Origin of the sequence: Stenotrophomonas acidaminiphila, from assembly GCF_014109845.1 — a bacterium.
Taxonomy (GTDB): Bacteria; Pseudomonadota; Gammaproteobacteria; order Xanthomonadales; family Xanthomonadaceae; genus Stenotrophomonas; species Stenotrophomonas acidaminiphila.
This window is the reverse complement of record NZ_CP043567.1, coordinates 2,122,331-2,138,657: the sequence shown is the minus strand read 5'-3', so window position 1 is coordinate 2,138,657 and position 16,327 is coordinate 2,122,331. Positions and strand designations below refer to the sequence as shown.

14 protein-coding genes are annotated in these 16,327 nt (G+C 71.3%); 2 read left to right on the top strand and 12 right to left on the bottom strand.

From position 1 onward, the window contains the following. Window positions 1–7: 7 nt before the first annotated feature. The 4 genes from F0P95_RS09645 to F0P95_RS09630 form a co-directional block, all read right to left on the bottom strand. Complete coding sequence (locus F0P95_RS09645; RefSeq protein WP_182333973.1) at window positions 8–1,075, bottom strand: HDOD domain-containing protein; 1,068 nt, start codon at window positions 1,073–1,075, stop codon at window positions 8–10. A gap of 49 nt (window positions 1,076–1,124) precedes the next feature. Further along, window positions 1,125–1,415: a hypothetical protein gene (locus F0P95_RS09640; RefSeq protein WP_182333971.1), complete on the bottom strand. Its 291-nt coding sequence runs from the start codon at window positions 1,413–1,415 to the stop codon at window positions 1,125–1,127. Window positions 1,416–1,505: 90 nt separating this feature from the next. Beyond that, window positions 1,506–2,723 (bottom strand): MFS transporter, encoded by a 1,218-nt coding sequence (locus F0P95_RS09635; protein ID WP_182333969.1) that lies wholly within the window; start codon window positions 2,721–2,723, stop codon window positions 1,506–1,508. 58 nt (window positions 2,724–2,781) lie between these two features. After that, a complete protein-coding gene (locus tag F0P95_RS09630; protein ID WP_054664451.1) occupies window positions 2,782–3,417 on the bottom strand; it encodes a LysE/ArgO family amino acid transporter in 636 nt (211 codons plus the stop codon). A gap of 125 nt (window positions 3,418–3,542) precedes the next feature. Between F0P95_RS09630 and F0P95_RS09625 the strand changes: the two genes are divergently transcribed. Then, window positions 3,543–4,448 carry a LysR family transcriptional regulator ArgP gene (locus F0P95_RS09625; protein ID WP_054664448.1) on the top strand — a complete coding sequence of 302 codons (906 nt, stop codon included), beginning with the start codon at window positions 3,543–3,545 and terminating at the stop codon, window positions 4,446–4,448. A gap of 30 nt (window positions 4,449–4,478) precedes the next feature. On the opposite strand, the gene F0P95_RS09620 is transcribed toward F0P95_RS09625, so the two are convergent. From F0P95_RS09620 to F0P95_RS09610, 3 genes are all read right to left on the bottom strand, one after another. Then, window positions 4,479–5,204: a transporter gene (locus tag F0P95_RS09620; protein ID WP_182333967.1), complete on the bottom strand. Its 726-nt coding sequence runs from the start codon at window positions 5,202–5,204 to the stop codon at window positions 4,479–4,481. 77 nt (window positions 5,205–5,281) lie between these two features. Beyond that, the gene (locus tag F0P95_RS09615; RefSeq protein ID WP_182333965.1) at window positions 5,282–6,199 is read right to left on the bottom strand and encodes a M14 family metallopeptidase; all 918 of its coding nucleotides are present in this window, start codon (window positions 6,197–6,199) and stop codon (window positions 5,282–5,284) included. Between the two features lie 81 nt (window positions 6,200–6,280). Continuing rightward, window positions 6,281–7,168, bottom strand: a complete 888-nt coding sequence (locus F0P95_RS09610) for a 1-acylglycerol-3-phosphate O-acyltransferase, YihG family (RefSeq protein WP_182333963.1) — start codon at window positions 7,166–7,168, stop codon at window positions 6,281–6,283. Between the two features lie 137 nt (window positions 7,169–7,305). Between F0P95_RS09610 and rnt the strand changes: the two genes are divergently transcribed. After that, on the top strand, window positions 7,306–7,941 hold the full coding sequence (gene rnt, locus F0P95_RS09605; protein WP_425515854.1) for a ribonuclease T: 636 nt from the start codon (window positions 7,306–7,308) through the stop codon (window positions 7,939–7,941). 39 nt (window positions 7,942–7,980) lie between these two features. Here the strand turns inward: rnt and F0P95_RS09600 are convergent, their stop codons facing one another. The 5 genes from F0P95_RS09600 to F0P95_RS09580 form a co-directional block, all read right to left on the bottom strand. Then, window positions 7,981–11,043: a ligand-binding sensor domain-containing diguanylate cyclase gene (locus F0P95_RS09600; protein ID WP_182333962.1), complete on the bottom strand. Its 3,063-nt coding sequence runs from the start codon at window positions 11,041–11,043 to the stop codon at window positions 7,981–7,983. A 104-nt stretch (window positions 11,044–11,147) separates the two neighbouring features. Further along, window positions 11,148–12,548, bottom strand: coding sequence for an ATP-binding protein (locus F0P95_RS09595; RefSeq protein ID WP_182336914.1), 1,401 nt, complete (start codon window positions 12,546–12,548; stop codon window positions 11,148–11,150). Next, the gene (locus F0P95_RS09590; RefSeq protein ID WP_182333960.1) at window positions 12,548–13,249 is read right to left on the bottom strand and encodes a response regulator; all 702 of its coding nucleotides are present in this window, start codon (window positions 13,247–13,249) and stop codon (window positions 12,548–12,550) included. The genes F0P95_RS09595 and F0P95_RS09590 overlap by 1 nt, the downstream gene beginning before the upstream one ends. 53 nt (window positions 13,250–13,302) lie before the next feature. Beyond that, window positions 13,303–14,820 (bottom strand): beta-N-acetylhexosaminidase, encoded by a 1,518-nt coding sequence (locus F0P95_RS09585; protein WP_182333958.1) that lies wholly within the window; start codon window positions 14,818–14,820, stop codon window positions 13,303–13,305. A 96-nt stretch (window positions 14,821–14,916) separates the two neighbouring features. After that, window positions 14,917–16,257: a metal-dependent hydrolase family protein gene (locus F0P95_RS09580; RefSeq protein WP_182333956.1), complete on the bottom strand. Its 1,341-nt coding sequence runs from the start codon at window positions 16,255–16,257 to the stop codon at window positions 14,917–14,919. Window positions 16,258–16,327 lie beyond the last annotated feature (70 nt).

The following is a 16,327-nucleotide window of genomic DNA, read 5'->3' as shown; positions in this document are numbered from 1 at the left end:
GCGCGGCTCAGCCCTCGCCCGGCGCGTCCGGGCTGACCCGCTTCCACAGCCAGCCACCGACATGACCGGGAACGCAGGCGGACAACGTGTCCAGTGCCTGCGCTTCCTCCAGCAATCCGTCCCGGCACAGCATCGACAACGCCGCGGCCAGTTCGCCGACCTCCAGCGAACGCGCCAATGGCGTCGACGGCGCGCCCTGCCCGCCAGCCTCCAGCGCCGCGGCGACATCGGCGGAAAGCTGCCATGCGCGCGCGATCCGCGCCGCCAGCAGCGGGGTGCACCGTTCCAGCAGGGACAGCAGCAGCGCCGGCGAAGGCGCCAGCGTCTGCCGGTGCGAATAGGCGTCGGCGGTGGCGCGCAGCACCATCACCATCGCCAGCCCGCGCAGCAGGCCGGCCAGCTGCGCGGAGAAACCGTCCTCGCGCTCCACGCTGCGGGCATGGTCGGCCGCGGCCAGCGACATGCGCAGGGTGTAATCCCATACCCGCTGCGAGAACCGGCCGCCATCGCCGTCGGGAGGGTTCATCACCGGCTGCACCAGCGCCGCGGAGATGATCTGGCGGATGCCTTCGTTGCCGACCACGGTCACCGCGCGTTCGATGCTGCGCACTTCCTGCTGCTGGAAGCGGTACAGCGCGCTGTTGGCGATGCGCAGCAGGTTGACCGTCAGCAGCGGGTCGCTGCCGATGATGCGGCCGATGGAACGCGCCGAGGCGGTGCTGTCGTTGACGCTCTGGATCAGCTGCGGCAGCAGGTGTGGACGCCGCGGGATGTAGCGTTGCGACAGGTCCGCGCGCTCCAGCACCGCCATCACCGTATCGCCGATCTGGCGGTGCCCGGCCGCATCGGGCAGCTCCGCCGCGTCGTCTTCGATGCCGAGCGCGGCACGCAGGAAGCGCTGGCGCATCCGCGGCAGCAGCACCGGGTCCATTGCCGGCGCTGCAGCGTGGTCGGCATCGGCGGCCTCGGGGACGAAACTCCAGGCCGCGTCCGCGCGCCGCCGGCCGAACCACCACGCCGCACCCGCGCCGGCCAGCAGCGCGGCCAGCAGCGCGGAGACGATCACCGGCTCCACTGCTGGCATCCCGGTCGGGCAGGAGCTGAAGGCCGCATGCAGCGCCCCGTTACCTGTCGGCTTTTTCCAGACGGATGCCGAGCGGACCGCCCAGCGAACCGTCTTCGTTGATGGTGAAATTCAGCGACGCGCCCTTCTGCGGCAGCGCCACCTTCAAGGTATCGCCCTCGCGCACATAGGTGGTTTCCTGCGAGATGCCCATCGCCTCGATGGTGACCGTGCCGCCGGGCGTGAAGCTGTACCGGGTGACGCCCATCGCATCGGCATAGACGCCCTTGATCCCCTGGCTGCAGGCCGACAGCAGGCACAGCATGGCGATGACGGGCAGGTACTTCTTCATTGCTTCCCCCGGGGTAATGGCGCGGCCATCCACGGCCGCCGCATGCGGATTGATTCTGCCACAGGCCGGCGGCGACCAAGCCGCCGGTCGTCAGTCGTCTGCGTCCGCCCGTGCGCCGCCGGCAACAGCGGCCTGCGGCAGCGGCGCGCGCACGAAGCGCGCGGACAACCGCAGCGCATAGACCAGGCCGGCGACCAGCGCCAGCCCGGCACCGCTGGCGAACGCCGCGCCCAGCCCGAAGCGCGCGGCGACCAGGCCAGCCAGCACCATGCCGGCGCCGATGCCCACGTCCAGCGCGCAGAAATACGTGGCCACCGCAGTGCCGCGGCGGGCGTGGCCGCCGAGATTGACCATCATCGTCTGGTAGGCCGGGTACACCACCCCGAAACCGAAGCCGGCCAGCAGTCCGGACAGGTAATACGTCGCCGGCGCGGCCGCGTACGCCATCAATCCCAGCCCGGCGACGATCGCCAGGCTGCCGCCGTTGGTCGCCAGCACCACCCGGCCGCCATCGATCAGGCGCCCGGAAAAGGCGCGCGAGACCATCATGCCCACCGCCATCAGGGTGAAGAAGATGCCGGTATTGCCGGCGCCCAGCTGTTTGCCGTGGAGCGCGGCGAAGGCCAGCAGCATGCCGTAGCCCAGGCCGATCACGGCCAGGTTCAACGCCAGCGGGATGCCGCGCACCAGCAGGAAACGATCCAGCGACAACACCGTGGCGGCGCCGTCGCGCCGCTTGCGCGGCGCATGCACCCGCGACGCCACCAGCAGGCCGGCGATGCCGGCGGCCACCGCCGCCTCGAAGATCACCTGGAACGGATGGTGGTCCATCAGCCACAGCCCGGCCATCGGGCCCAGCGCCATCGCCAGGCTGCTCATCAGCCCGAACAGGCCGATGCCCTCGCCGCGGCGCGCCGAGGGAATGATGTCGATGGCCTGGGTGTTGGCCGCGGTGCTCATCACCGCGAAGGTCACGCCGATGCCCAGCCGCACCAGCACGAACACCAGCACGGTGTGCGCCAGCAGGTAGCCGGAGGTGAACAGCACGTAGGCCGCCAGCGCCATCAGGTAGGCGTGCTTGGCGTTGAAGCGATCCACGATGAAACCGGAAAACGGCCGCACCAGCAGCGCCGCGATCACGTAGCTGGACAACACCAGCCCCACCGTGGCCTCGCCGATCCGCAACTGCTCCACGAGATGGAACGGCAGCGTCGGCATCAGCACGTAGAACGACATGCCCATCAGGAAGTTGGCGATGCACGCCAACACGAAGCCCCGTGTCCACAGCGCGGGCCGCGGCTGGCTCATGCGCGCCCCGGTACCACATGGGCGCCCGCGCGGATGCGCCTGCGCAGCGCCCGGGCCATCAACCGACGCCGCGCAGCGCCAGGGTCAGCGCCAGCACGCTCAGGATCACCGCGATGGTGCCGTCCAGCACCCGCCAGGTGCCGGGCTTGTGGAACAGCGGCGTCAGCAGGCGCGCGCCCAGGCCCTGCGCGGTCAGCCACAACGCGCTGGCGGTGACCACGCCGGCGGCGAACGCCATGCGCGCGTGGCCGAAGTTGTCGGCGATCGAACCGATCACCACCATGTCCAGCCAGAAGTGCGGGTTGATCACCGAGAATCCGGCCGCGGCCATCATCGCCGCGCGGCGCGAGGACTCGGCGCTGTCATCCAGCTGCATGCCGCCACCGCCGGCCACGGCCCGCCGCGCCGACTGCAGCGCATACCAGACCAGGAAGGCGACGCCGCCCCACAACAGCACCGTGGTCAGCCACGGCAGCTGGTCGGTGAGCGTGCGCAGCCCGGCCACGCTGGCGAAGATGAAGGCCGCGTCGATGGCGAAGCAGGTGGCGATCACCGGGATCACGTGCTGGCGCAGGATGCCCTGGCGCAGGATGAACGCGCTCTGCGCGCCGACCACGGCGAAAAGACCGATGCCGGTACCGGCACCGCTGAGCCAGGCGGCGCTGGTGGCCTGGGCGGTTACGACGGAAAACATGGGGGAACTGCCTGTCTGCAAAGAGGGGGGACGGCACCGGGGGTGCGTCGATGGCGGCAATTGTCGCAGTGCAGCATCGAGAAGTGGAGCTAAACTTCTTAAACCCTCATTAGCCAGACTTAATCATGCGCATCGATCATGCCCAACTCCGCGCCCTGGCCGCGGTGATCCGCGAAGGCAGCTTCGAACGCGCCGCGCTGGCACTGAACGTCACCGCCTCGGCGGTATCGCAGCGGATCAAGGCGCTGGAGGAACGCGTCGGCAAGCTGCTGGTCCGGCGCACCACCCCCACCGAGGCCACCGCCGAGGGCCAGGTGCTGGTGCGCCTGGCCGAGCAGACCGCGCTGCTGGAGCGCGACGCGTTCGAGCGGATCGGCCTGTCCGACGCCGACCTGCCGCGCGCCAGCATCCCGGTGGCGGTGAACCACGACAGCATGGAAACCTGGTTCCCCGAAGCCGCGCTGGCGTTCGCCCGGCTCGGCAGCACCACGCTGGACCTGCATACCGAGGACCAGGACCACACCGCGGCGCTGTTGCGCCAGGGTGCGGTGCTGGGCGCGGTCACCACCCTGTCCGAGCCGGTGCAGGGCTGCCAGATCCACGCGCTGGGCAGCATGCGCTACGCCGCCACCTGTACCCCCGAGTTCCATGCGCGCCACTTCGCCCGGGGCGTCACCGCGCAGGCCCTGGCGCAGGCCCCGGTGCTGGTGTTCAACCGCAAGGACGACCTGCAGGCGCGCTATGCCCAGCGCCTGACCGGCTCGCAGCAGCCGCTGCAGGCGCCGACCTGGTGGATCCCCTCCACCCGCGCCTTCGTCCACGCCAATCTCGGCGGCCTGGGCTGGACCATGAACCCGCTGCCGCTGGTGCGCCGCCACCTGGACAGCGGGCGCCTGGTCTACGTCAAGGCGCGCGCCTGGGAGGACATCCCGCTGTACTGGCAGCACTGGAAGGGCGAGGTCGCCTCGATGGCGCTGCTGACCCGCGCCATTCTGCAGGCCTCCTCGACCCTGATCCGCAGGCGCCGCTGAGCGCGCCGGTGCGCACCGCCCGGGACCGCGTCAGTCGAAGTACAGCGCCAGCCCGACGCCGCCCTGCCAGTCGGCGGTCTCTGCGTCCAGCCCGCGCAGGAACGAGACGTCGAGCTGCAGCCACGGCGTCGCCATCCAGGCCAGCCCGGCGCCGGCGGCGCGCATGTGCTGGGCGTCTTCGCCGTAGCCGGCTTCGACATAGGCCGCCACGTCCTCGCCCAGCGGGAACCCGTAGCTGGGCGAGAACAGCCAGCCGCTCCCTTCCGCGCCCCATTGCCGGTCGGCGTACAGCGCCAGGCTGGTGTCGGCCGGCAGCGCCCAGGCCACGCTGACGCCCGCGTCGCGGACGTGGCCATCGCCGCCCAGCGGGGCGCGTCCCCAGGGCAGCGTGGTGCCGAGCCTGAAGGCGACCGTCAGCGTGTCGCTGGCCAGCGCCGGCGCCCACTTCAGCGCGACGCTGCCATCGCCGCCGCCTTCGGCACGCTCGCGCAGGCCGGCGCCGCGGATGCGCTGGCCGCTCCAGGTGTCCGCGCCCAGCTGCAGCTCCACGGTTGGGGCCAGGCCAAGCCGCAGCAGCGTGTCGGCCGTCCATGCGGTGGTGGTCACCCCGCCGCTGCGGTCGCGGCTGCCATCGGGCAGGCCCTGCTCCCAGGCGAGCACACCCTTGCCCACCGTGCTGGCCGAGAAACCGATGCCCGGCCGGTCATAGGCCGGCGCCTGTGCCGCCTGCGCGCCGGCGCAGGCCAGCAGTGCCATCGCCATTCCCGTCAGAAACCCGTGCATGCCCTGCCGCCCCGCTGTGCTGGAGCCCGGCAGTGTACGCACGGGACCGCTCAGCGGTGCGCCAGCGCGTAGGCCAGGGCGCCGGCGACCGCGGCCACCTGGGCGTCGTCGCACTGCTCGGGCGTGGCGCGCGGGCTGTCCGGGTAGACCTCGGTGGTGGTGGTATGGCGCGCGCCGGTGATGCTCGCGCACAGGCCCAGCGCCTTGAGCGGGTATTCGATGACGCCATGCGCCACCACCGGCGAGCCGATGATCCGGCCCTGCGCATCCGGCGGCGCGATGTGGGTGACCTTGGCCACCGCCGCGATCACCGCCTGCTGGAACGCCGGCTGCGGGTTGAGCGAATCGGCGCACAGGTAGAAGCCGTCGGGGACGCTGTCCGGTTCGAACGGTTTGCCGTCGCGCGCGGCCAGCGCCGGGCGGAACTCGCTCTCGTCGCTGTCGGTGGTCTCGTGCAGGTCGACGTGCATCAGGAAGCGCCCCGCCAACGGCTGCACCAGCGCCATCAGCGCCGCCGATTCCGGGGCCGGGCTGGCGGCGATGAAGTTGCGGTTCGGATCCAGCGCCAGCGCGTTCCAGCGCTGGATCCGCTCGTAGCCCCACGGGCTCACGCAGGGCGCGACCAGCAGGTTGCAGCGGCCGGCGTAGTCGGCCGCGTGCCGCTCGACGAACTTCAGCGCCCCCAGCACGCCGCTGGTTTCGTAGCCGTGCACGCCGCCGGTCACCAGCGCGACCGGCAGGGCGTCGTCCCAGCCACGGCTGCGGATGGCCAGCAACGGGTAACGACCGGAGGGATAGTCCAGTTCCCCGTAACCGGCCACCTCGAAGCGGTCGCGCAGGGCGTCGATCCGGGCCAGCACGTCGTCGGCATAGCTGCGCTGCACGCGCTGCCGGGCCAGCCATTGCGCCTTTTCCGCCGCGCCCCAGGCCTGGCCGGGGGTTCCGATGGGATAGAAGGCGGTGGTCATGGCGGCTCCTGGATGTGACGGACAGGCGCGCACTCTACACCGCCGGGCACGGCAGCGATGCCGCACCCGGGCCCGCCTGCGTCATCTGCCGGTATCGGCGAGCAGCCGGGCGATGTCCTCGTCCTTCTGCTGCCACATGCCGTTCATCCACTGCTGGAAGCGCGCGCGGAAGGCACGGTCGCCCTGGTAATCGCCGGCGACCAGCTCGGCCGGGATCGGCCGCTCCCGCACCAGCACCTTCACCTCGGGCACGCGGTTGGCCATCAGGTCCAGCATCGACGGGATGCCCCCGGGGTAGACGATGGTCACGTCCAGCAGCGCATGCAGGCCCTGCCCCATCGCATCCAGCACGAAGGCCACGCCACCGGACTTGGGCTTGAGCAGGTGCCGGAACGGCGAGCCCTGGCCGTCGTGCTTGGCGCGGGTGAAGCGGGTGCCTTCGACGAAGTTCATCACCGCCACCGGGATGTCGCGGAACCGCGCGCAGGCACGCCGCGTCGCTTCCATGTCGCGCCGGCCCAGCTCCGGGTTGCGGGCGATCTGCTTGCGGCTGTAGCGGCCCATGAACGGGAAATCCAGCGCCCACCACGCCAGCCCCAGCACCGGCACCCAGAACAGCGAGCGCTTGAGGAAGAAACGCAGCAGCGGGATGCGCCGGTTGAACACCTTCTGCAGCACCAGGATGTCCACCCAGCTCTGGTGATTGGCCAGCACCAGGTAGTGGCCGTCGCGCTCCAGCGTGGCCGGGGCGTCCACCTGGAAGCGGGTACGGGTGAACGCCTCCATCATCGCGCTGTTGACCCCGATCCAGCTCTCGGCCAGCCCGGTCAGCAGCGGATTGCAGGCGCGGCGCACCACCGCCAGCGGCAGCAGCGCCTTGAACAGCGCCACCGCGAACAGCGGCAGGCAGTGCAGCAGGGTGTTGAGCGCGATCAGCAGCAGGATCGGGACGATGCGAAACCATTTCATGGGGGGAATATCTCGCGCAGTGCGGGCCTGGGCCGCCATCGAAAAACAAGCGGCACAGGGTAACAAACCTGCCGCCGGCGCCGCTCCCGCGCACGCCCGGGAGCGGGGCCGGCACGGGCCTCTGCTACCCTATCGCGATGAACCAAACCGCTGACCCTTCGGCCACCGCTCCTGTTTTCACGCCGATGGCGCAACGCTTCCGCGGCTTCCTGCCGGTGGTGGTGGACGTGGAGACCGGCGGCTTCGACTGGAACCGGCACGCGCTGCTGGAAATCGCCGCCATCCCCCTGGAGATGGACGAGAACGGCCTGCTGCTGCCCGGCCAGACCAGCTGCGCGCACGTGGTGCCGGCCGAAGGCACCGACATCGACCCCAAGTCGCTGGAGGTCACCGGCATCGTGCTGGACCACCCGTTCCGGCTGGCAAAGCCCGAGCGCGAGGCACTGGAGCACGTGTTCGCACCGGTGCGCGCGGCGCTGAAGAAGCACAACTGCCAGCGCGCGATCCTGGTCGGCCACAACGCCCATTTCGACCTGAACTTCCTCAATGCCGCGGTCGCCCGCAGCGGCCACAAGCGCAACCCGTTCCATCCGTTCAGCGTGTTCGACACGGTGACCCTGGCCGGCGTGGCCTACGGCCAGACCGTGCTGGCGCGGGCGCTGCAGGCCGCCGGATTCGAGTGGGACGCCAACCAGGCGCACAGCGCGGTGTACGACACCGAACAGACCGCGCGCCTGTTCTGCCAGATCGTCAACGGCTGGCCGCGCCCGTAGGCACCCGCACGCGACAGGCGGTCGCGGCCGGCACCTCTGTCACCCCAGGCAGATCCGGTCGCGGCCGTCGCTCTTGGCCTGGTACAGGGCCTTGTCCGCGCGCTGGAACAACAGCAACGGCGTGCGGTCATCGGCGGCGAGCTGCACCAGCCCGGCACTGAAGGTCACCCGCAGGTTGTCGATGCCGGCCCAGTTGCGCTGCGCATGGAACAGCCCCTGCAGGCGCGTGCACACCCGTTGCGCCTCGTCCAGCGCGGTGTCGTTGAGCAGCAGCGCGAACTCCTCGCCGCCCAATCGCGCCGGCAGGTCGGAATCGCGGCAACTGGCCGCCAGCAACCCCGCCACCTCGCACAGCACCTGGTCGCCCACGCTGTGCGACCAGCTGTCGTTGACGGTCTTGAAGTGGTCGATGTCCAGCACCAGCAGGCTCAGCGGGTGGCCGCTGCGCTGGGAGCGGGCGAAGTCGCGCGCCAGCGCCTCGTCGAAGGCGCGGCGGTTCGGCAGGCCGGTCAACGGGTCCTCGTGGGCCTGGCGCTCGAACGCCACGGCCTGCTGGCGCAGGCGCTCGGCCAGCGCGGTCTTTTCCTGGTTGGCCGCCAGCAGGCGCTCGGCCTGCAGCTGCAGGTCGGCGGTGCGCTCGGCGACCTGGCGCGCCAGGCGCATGTTGCTGGTCTTGTAGCGGTGGATCAGGTACCGGTACAACGCCACCAGCGCCAGCAGCAGCGCGACGCCGGCCGCCGCCTGCACGCTGTGACGCTGCCACAGCAGCGGCTCGACGGTGAACTTCCAGGCCGCCTCGCTTTCGCTCCAGCGCCCGCCCGGATGCATCGCCGACACGTGCAGGGTGTAGTCGCCGGGCGGCAGCCCCACGAACTCGACGCTGCGCTGGTTGCCGCGCTCGATCCAGTCGCGGTCCAGCCCTTCCAGCCGGGTGCGGTAGCGGATCCGGTCGGACATCAGGTAGCTCAGGCCGACGTAGCCCACGGTCAGCCGGCGCCCGCCGGGGATCGCGGCGACGCCGTTCGCCTGCCAATGCAGCGGCACGCCATCGAGCTGCACGCTTTCCACCACCACCGGTGGCGGCAACCGCTCGCGGAACCGCTGCAGCCGCAGCGGGTCGACCATGCTCAGGCCACCGGCGGTGGCGACCCAGTAGGTCCCGTCGCCGCGCAGCACCGCCGACGGCCCGGTGCTGCCGTTGGCCTGGGCGTTGTACATGCCGTCGATCTCGTTGTAACGCTCGACTTCGATGCGCGGGCTGCGCCCGTCGGCCACTGCGTCCAATGCTGCCTGGGTCGTGCGCAGGATGCCGCGGTTGCTGCTGATCCAGACGTTGCCCAGGCGGTCGGGCACCATTTCGAACACGGTATCCACCGGCATGCCCTGCTCCAGCCCCACCCGCGCCAGGCGCCCGTCGCGGTAGCGGTACAGGCCGCGGTCGGACGTGGCCCACATCGCGTCGCCCACCGGGGTGAAACCGAAAATGCTGCGGCCACCGCCCAGTCCGTCCACGTCCAGCCGCTGCACGGTGGTTCCGCGCAGCACGCGGATGCCTTCGATGGTGCCGATCCACAGGCCGTCGTCGGTGTCGCGCAGCGCGGTCACCAGCCCCCCCGGCAACCCGGCAGCCACCGGCACCTGCACGCCCTCGGCGGTCAGGCGCACCACCCCGCGCTGGGTACCGGCCCAGATGCCATCGCCATTGCGGTCGGCAGCCATCACCCGCACGTTGCCCGCCGCCAGGCCGTTGGCCGTGCCGTAATGGCGGCTGCGGCCATCGCGGTCGATGCGGTAGATGCCGTCGCCGAAGGTACCGACCCACATCGCGCCGTCGCGGCTCTGGATCACGCTCAACACCGACGGCGCCTTGCCGACGCTGTTGCGCAGCGGCACCGGTACGATGCGGCCATCGTGCTCCATCCGGTCCAGGCCGGCGGCACCGCCGATCCACAGGCGCCGCTGATCGTCCTCGATCACCGCGCGCACGTAGTCACCGCTCAGGCCATCGCGGGTGGTATAGCTGGTGAACAGGGTCTCGCGCAGCCGGTACAGGCCGCCGTTGCCGCCCACCCAGATGCTGCCCTCGGCATCCTCCATCAGGCTGGTGATGCGCCCGTTCTGCATCTGCCGGCTGTCCGGCAGGCGCTCCACGCCATGGCTGCCGATACGGAACAGCCCCTGGTTCTCGGTGCCCAGCCACAGGTCGCCATGGTGGTCCTGCAGCATCGCGGTGGTGTGGGAAACCCCGGGCAGCACGTGCACCCGCCGCGCGCCGCCGGAGTGCATCCGGTACAGCGCGCCATCGGTCACGATCCACACCGCGCCGTCCGGCGCGCGATAGGGCCAGGCCGGGCCCGGCGGCAGGTCCAGGGCGGCCGGCGCGTCGCGCAGCACGCCATCGTCGCCGCGCAGCTTCAGGCCATCCATCGTGCCGACCCAGACCCGGTCCCTGTCATCGACGGCCAGCCAGTTGGACAGGGTCATGTTCACCTGCGCGCCTGGTGGTGGCGGCTCGTAGACCAGGTGTCCGTCGGGCGCCAGGTAGCCCAGCCCGCGGCCCTCGTAGAGCAGCCACAGCCGGCCCTTGCTGTCCTTCTGCATCGCCTGGATCAGCACCTTCGGCGCCGGCGGCTGCTGCGGCCATTGCCGCCAGCGCCCGTCGAGCGTGCGCCGCAGGACGTTGCCGCGCGAGTCGGTCACCCACAGCGCACCATCGTGGTCCACGTACAGCGCACCTATGCCGTTGTCGAGCAGGCCGGGCCGGGTGCTGCGGTCATAGAGGTCGAAATCGAGCCCGTTGTAGCGCGCCACCCCTTCCCAGGTGGCGAACCACAGGTGGCCTTCCGGGGTCTGCGCGATGCCGCGCAGCGAGTTGTGCGGCAGCCCGTTGCGCGAGGTCCACATGTCCACGGCGTAATCGCGCAGCGGCGGCGTCTGGTCGGCCGCGGCCACGACCCCGGTCGCAGCCAGCAGGCACAGCCACAGCAGCACGAGGGGGTGGATCCAGCGGCCGCGGCCAGCGCCGTGGCGGCACGATCTGCGGCGTCGATCCAACGACAGGGCCGGGCGGTCGATGCGGTCGGACGGCTGCGGCAACGTCATGTGCACTGGCAGGGGGAGAGTGGGCACATGGTAGGGGGGATTGCCCGCCCCGTGCAGCCCCCGGCGCTGGAACCGGCCAGCGACGCCGGCAGGGGCATTGCCGCTCAGCCGCGGCGCCCGGCGTCCGCGGCGGGCGCCGGCCAGGTGACTACCGCTTCCAGCCCGCCATCGGGATGGTTGCGCAGGACCAGGGTGGCGCCGTTCTTCTCGGCCAGCGTGCGGGCGATGGTCAGGCCCAGGCCGGCGCCGCCGGTATCGCGCGAGCGCGAGGTCTCCAGGCGCAGGAACGGCGTGAACACCGCCTCCAGCGCGTCCTCCGCCAGCCCCGGCCCGTGGTCGCGGATGCGCACCTCGACCTGGCCGTCCCGTGCCTGGGCGCGGATATGCGCCGAGTGCCCGTACTTGACGGCGTTGTCCACCAGGTTGGAGAACAACCGGTGCATGGCCAGCGGGCGCAGTGGCAGCACCGCGCCGCAACCCTGCTCGAACTGGACCGGGTGCCCGGCGTCGGCCGCATCCCCGGCCACGCTCTGCAGCAGCGAGTCCAGGTCCAGCACCACCCGCTGCTCGGCACTTTCGGCGCTGCGCGCCAGTTCCAGGCCCTCGCGCACCAGGGCCTGCATCGCCGCCAGGTCGGCGATCAGGCGATCGCGCAGCGCTTCGTCGGCCACGTTCTCCAGCCGCAGCCGCAACCGGGTGAGCGGCGTCTGCAGGTCATGGGTGATGGCCGCGAGCATCTGCGTGCGCTCGCCGATATGCCGCTGCAGGCGCTGCTGCATGGCATTGAAGGCTTCGGCCGCGCGCCTTACCTCCTGCGGCCCGGCCACCGGCAGCGGGTCGCGCTGCAGGTCCTGGCCCAGTTCGGTGGCCGCGTCCGCCAGCCGCTGCAGCGGCGAACTGGCGATGCGCGCCACCACGTAGGCAAGCACGGCGATGGCCAGCGACAGCAGCGACAGGAACAGCGGATCGAAGGCGAAGAGGCTGATACGCGCCGTCGCCGGGTACTGCAATGTCAGCCGCAGCGGGGTGCCGTCGCCCAGGGTCAGCTCCACCAGGCGGCAGCGCGGCGGCACCACCGCCGGATAACGGTTGCGCAGATGCCGGGAAAGCCGCGCGCGCTGCTGCAGCAGCTCCGGCAGCGGCGGCAGGCAGGCGCGGAAGCCGGTGACGTATACCCGTGCATTGGCCACCGGCCCCTCGCGGTCGTCCAGGACGGCCATCAACGCCACGTCCTCTTCGCCGGCGTGGACCTCGCCCCGGGCCTGGCTCACGCTCGCGCCGCCGGTTTCCAGCAGGCGCGCGCGCAGTTCCGGGTTGCTCTCAAGCAGGCCCACGAAGCCCTGCAGGCGGTCCGCCATGCGCATCAGGTTCTGCTGCTCGAACTCCTGGCGGCGGTGCGCATCGGCCAGCAGGGTGGCGCCGATCGCCGCGGCCAGCATGCCGGCCAGCAGGATCACGAACAGCCGCCCGGCCATCGAGGCCAGGAACCGCCGCAGCCGGCGCATCATGCCAGGGTCACCACGCCGGCGAACACATAGCCTTCGTTGCGCACGGTCTTGATCAGGCCGCCGGCAGCGCCGAGTTTCTGCCGCAGGCGGCTGACCTGCAGGTCCATCGCGCGGTCCTGGGTCTCATAGCTGCGCCCCCCCCCCAGTGCGGCCAGCTGATCGCGCGAGAGCACTTTGTTGGCATGCCCGACGAATACCCGCAGCAGGCGGAACTCGGCGCCGGACAGCATCACCACGCGCCCGGCCGGATCCACCAGGTGGCGCCGCTCCAGGTCGAACACCCAGTCGGCAAACGTCGCCCGGCGCATCGCCAGCGGTTCCAGGTTGGCCGGCAGCGCCTCGGTCCGGCGCAGCACGTTGCGGATGCGGGCCAGCAGCTCGCGCGGCTCGAACGGCTTGGCCAGGTAGTCGTCGGCGCCCATCTCCAGGCCGAGCACGCGGTCGATCGGCTCGGCGCGGGCGGTGAGCATGATCACCGGGGTGGTGGAGCGCGCGCGCAGTTCGCGGCACAACGCCAGCCCGTCCTCGCGCGGCAGGTTGAGGTCGAGCACGATCAGGTCGATGGGTTCGCGCGCCAGCGCATGGCGCATCTCGACGCCGTCGGCGGCGGTGCTCACCGCATAGCCGGTGCGGCCGAGCTGCTCGGCCAGCAATCCGCGGATGTCACTGTCGTCGTCGACCACCAGCAGGCGATGCATGGTCCGGACCTCCTTCGTGGGCAGGGCGCCATGCTAACCGAGCACGGCGCGCCTCAGCGCGCGTCCGCCGGGCCGCTCCATCCCAGGTCCGGCTCGCGGTAGTAGCGGACGCCCAGTGCGTCCAGGTGCGGCCGCAGCGCCCCCAGGCGCCGCACGAAGCCTGCATAGCCGCGCCGCGGCGCGGGACTCCATGCCACCTCGGCCACCGCCGCCAGGCGCGGCCACAGGCGCTCGTCGGCGGCAGCGTCGGTATGCACGAATTCGCTCCACAGGGCCGCTTCCACGCCCACCGCCGTCCTGTACGGGGTCGGGTCGAAGGCATACACCCGGGCCAGCGGCACGCCTTCGGCGCGGCACCAGTCGGCGCCGGGCTGGCCCGCATGGTTGCCATGATCGATGTACAGGTACGAACACGGCGACAGGATCAGCGGGTGCCCCCTGGCGACCGCCGCATCGATGGCATAGCCGTCGTTCCACAACTGCAGCAGCGCGCCGGGCTGCAGGTCGGCCACCGAGCCCTCCTCCCAGACGATGGGCCTTCGCCCCATCGCCTCCACCATCGCCGCGGTGCGTGCGACGAACCCGGCGTACAGCGGGTGCCTGATCTCGTCGCCGCCGATATGGATCTCGGCGGACGGGAAGATCGCCACCACCTCCTCCAGCACATCGCGGACGAAGGGGTACACGACGTCGGGCTTGTCCAGGCACAACACGCTGAAGCCCACCTCCACGCCCGAGTAGGTGCCGCGGTTGGCCACGTCATCGCAGGCCAGCGCGTTGTACGAGGCCAGCGCCGCCTGCACGTGCCCGGGCATGTCGATCTCCGGCACCAGGGTGACGCCGCGCGCCTGCGCGTAGGCCACCAGGTGCTTCAACTGCGTCTGGGTGTAGTAACCGGCGCGCCCACCCTGCACCGCGCTGGCACCGCCGATTTCCACCAGCCGGGGATGCCGCTTGATCTCGATCCGCCAGCCCTGGTCGTCGGTCAGGTGCAGGTGCAGCCGGTTCAATTTGAACAGCGCCATGCGGTCGATGTGCCTTTCCAGGTAATCGACCGGCAGGAAGCTGCGCGCCACGTCCAGCGAGAGCCCGCGCCAGCGGTAGGCCGGCACGTCGGTGATCGCCAGCCGTGGCACCCGGTACGCCGGGCCGGCGCTGGCCGGCAGCAGCTGGCGCAGGCTCTGCACCGCGTGCAGCAACCCGGCATCGGTACGCGCGCTCAGGTGGATCGCATCGTCCACCACCAGCCGGTAGCCCTCCTCGCCCAGCGCGGCATCGTCGACCCGTTGCAGGCGCAGCGGCGTGCCCGTGTCCGCGGTGGCGATGTCCAGCGTCGCCAGCAGTTCGTCCAGCGCACGCCGGGCCATGGGTGCGGTGCCCGCGTCTTCCACCGCCACCGCCGCGGCAATCCGCAGCGCGCCGGGACGGGTCTCGATCGCGCCTGGCAAGGGCACGATGTGCGCCACCGGCGTCGCCTCCACGACCGCCGTTGGCACCCGGTGCGCACAGCCGGCCAGCACCGCCAGCGCCACCCAGGGCAAAAGAATGTCGAGCTTGAACAACCGTTTCATCGCGCCCTCGCCTGCCGGCAGTGGAGCAGCGGCAGCCTGCCGGCGCCGCAACGGCGCCCCCACGGGCGGGCACCCTGCCCGCCCTGCCCGCCGTGATCAGTCGGCACCCTTGACGATGCGCCCGTCCTTGACGATCACCGCGAAGTTGCGCGCCGGGTCGGCGATCACCTGCAGGTCGTCCAGCGGGTTGCCCTCGACCAGCAGCAGGTCCGCCAGCGCCCCCTCCTCGACCACCCCCAGGCGCCCGCGATAGGGGCTGCGCAGGCCGGACAGCGCCAGCAGTTCGGCGTTGTCGTGGGTGACCATGCGCAGGACCTCCGCCGGCGTGAACCACTCCCGCAGGCCGAGGATGAAGGCGTTCTGCTCGACATTGAGCGCCGGCTCGAACAGGAAGTCGGTGCCCCACGCCATGCGCACCCCGGCACGCTTGGCCATGGCCCACATGCGCGCCTGTCCGTCGATCACCGGCTTGCGCTTCTCGCGGCGCAGCGGGTCCATGTTCTCCGTGCTCGCGCGCAGGGTCTGGCTGGACAGCCAGACGCCACGGCGGGCCATCAGCTTCAGCGTGTCCTCGTCCAGCATCTGCCCGTGTTCGATGCTCTTCACGCCGGCCTCGATGGCGCGACGCACCGCACGCACCGTATAGGCATGCACGGTGACGTAGGTGCCCCAGTCCTCGGCGGCCTCCACCGCGGCGCGCATCTCGTCGAGCGTGTACTGGGTGACGTCCACCGGGTCGTAGGCCGAGGACGTGCCGCCGCCGGCCATCAGCTTGATCTGGCTGGCCCCCATGCGCAGGTTCTCGCGCACCGCGGTGAGTACCTCGTCGCGCCCGTCGGCGATGAAGGTCGCGCCCATTTCCTCGGCCAGCGCCGGCTTGCCGAAGAAGCGCCGCGAGCGCTCGTGCGGCAGGCGCATGTCGCCATGCCCGGCGGTCTGGCTGATGGTGGCGCCGGACGGCCAGATGCGCGGGCCGCGCGCGCGGCCGGCATCGATCGCCGCCTTGAGTTCGAAGATCGGCCCGCCGACATCGCGCACGCTGGTGAAGCCGCGCAGCAGGGTGCGCTCGGACTCGGCCGCCACCCGCGCGGCGAGCTGGTCCGGCGTGGCGGCCAGGGCCTCCATGTCCGCCTGCGACAGTGCGGTGAAGGTACTGTGCCAGTGCGCGTCGATCAGCCCCGGCATCAGCGTGCGGCCACGGCCCTCGACCACCGTGGCCGCGGCCGTCGGCGTCGCCGCCGCGCCGATCGCGGCGATATGGTTGCCGCGCACCAGCACGTCGGTGGGCGCCCCCAGCGTGCCGCGCACGGTATCCAGCACCCGGACCCCGCGGAACAGCAGTTCGCCCTCATCCGGTGCGGCCTGCGCGAATACCGGTACGGCGAACGACAGCGCCCACAACAACGACAACGGGCGCATCAGCCAGACGATGGACATGGCGGTTTCTCCCTGTGGCATGCCGATACCGCCGGCCGGCGGCCGCGCCAGTATAGGCGGCGGCATCGCC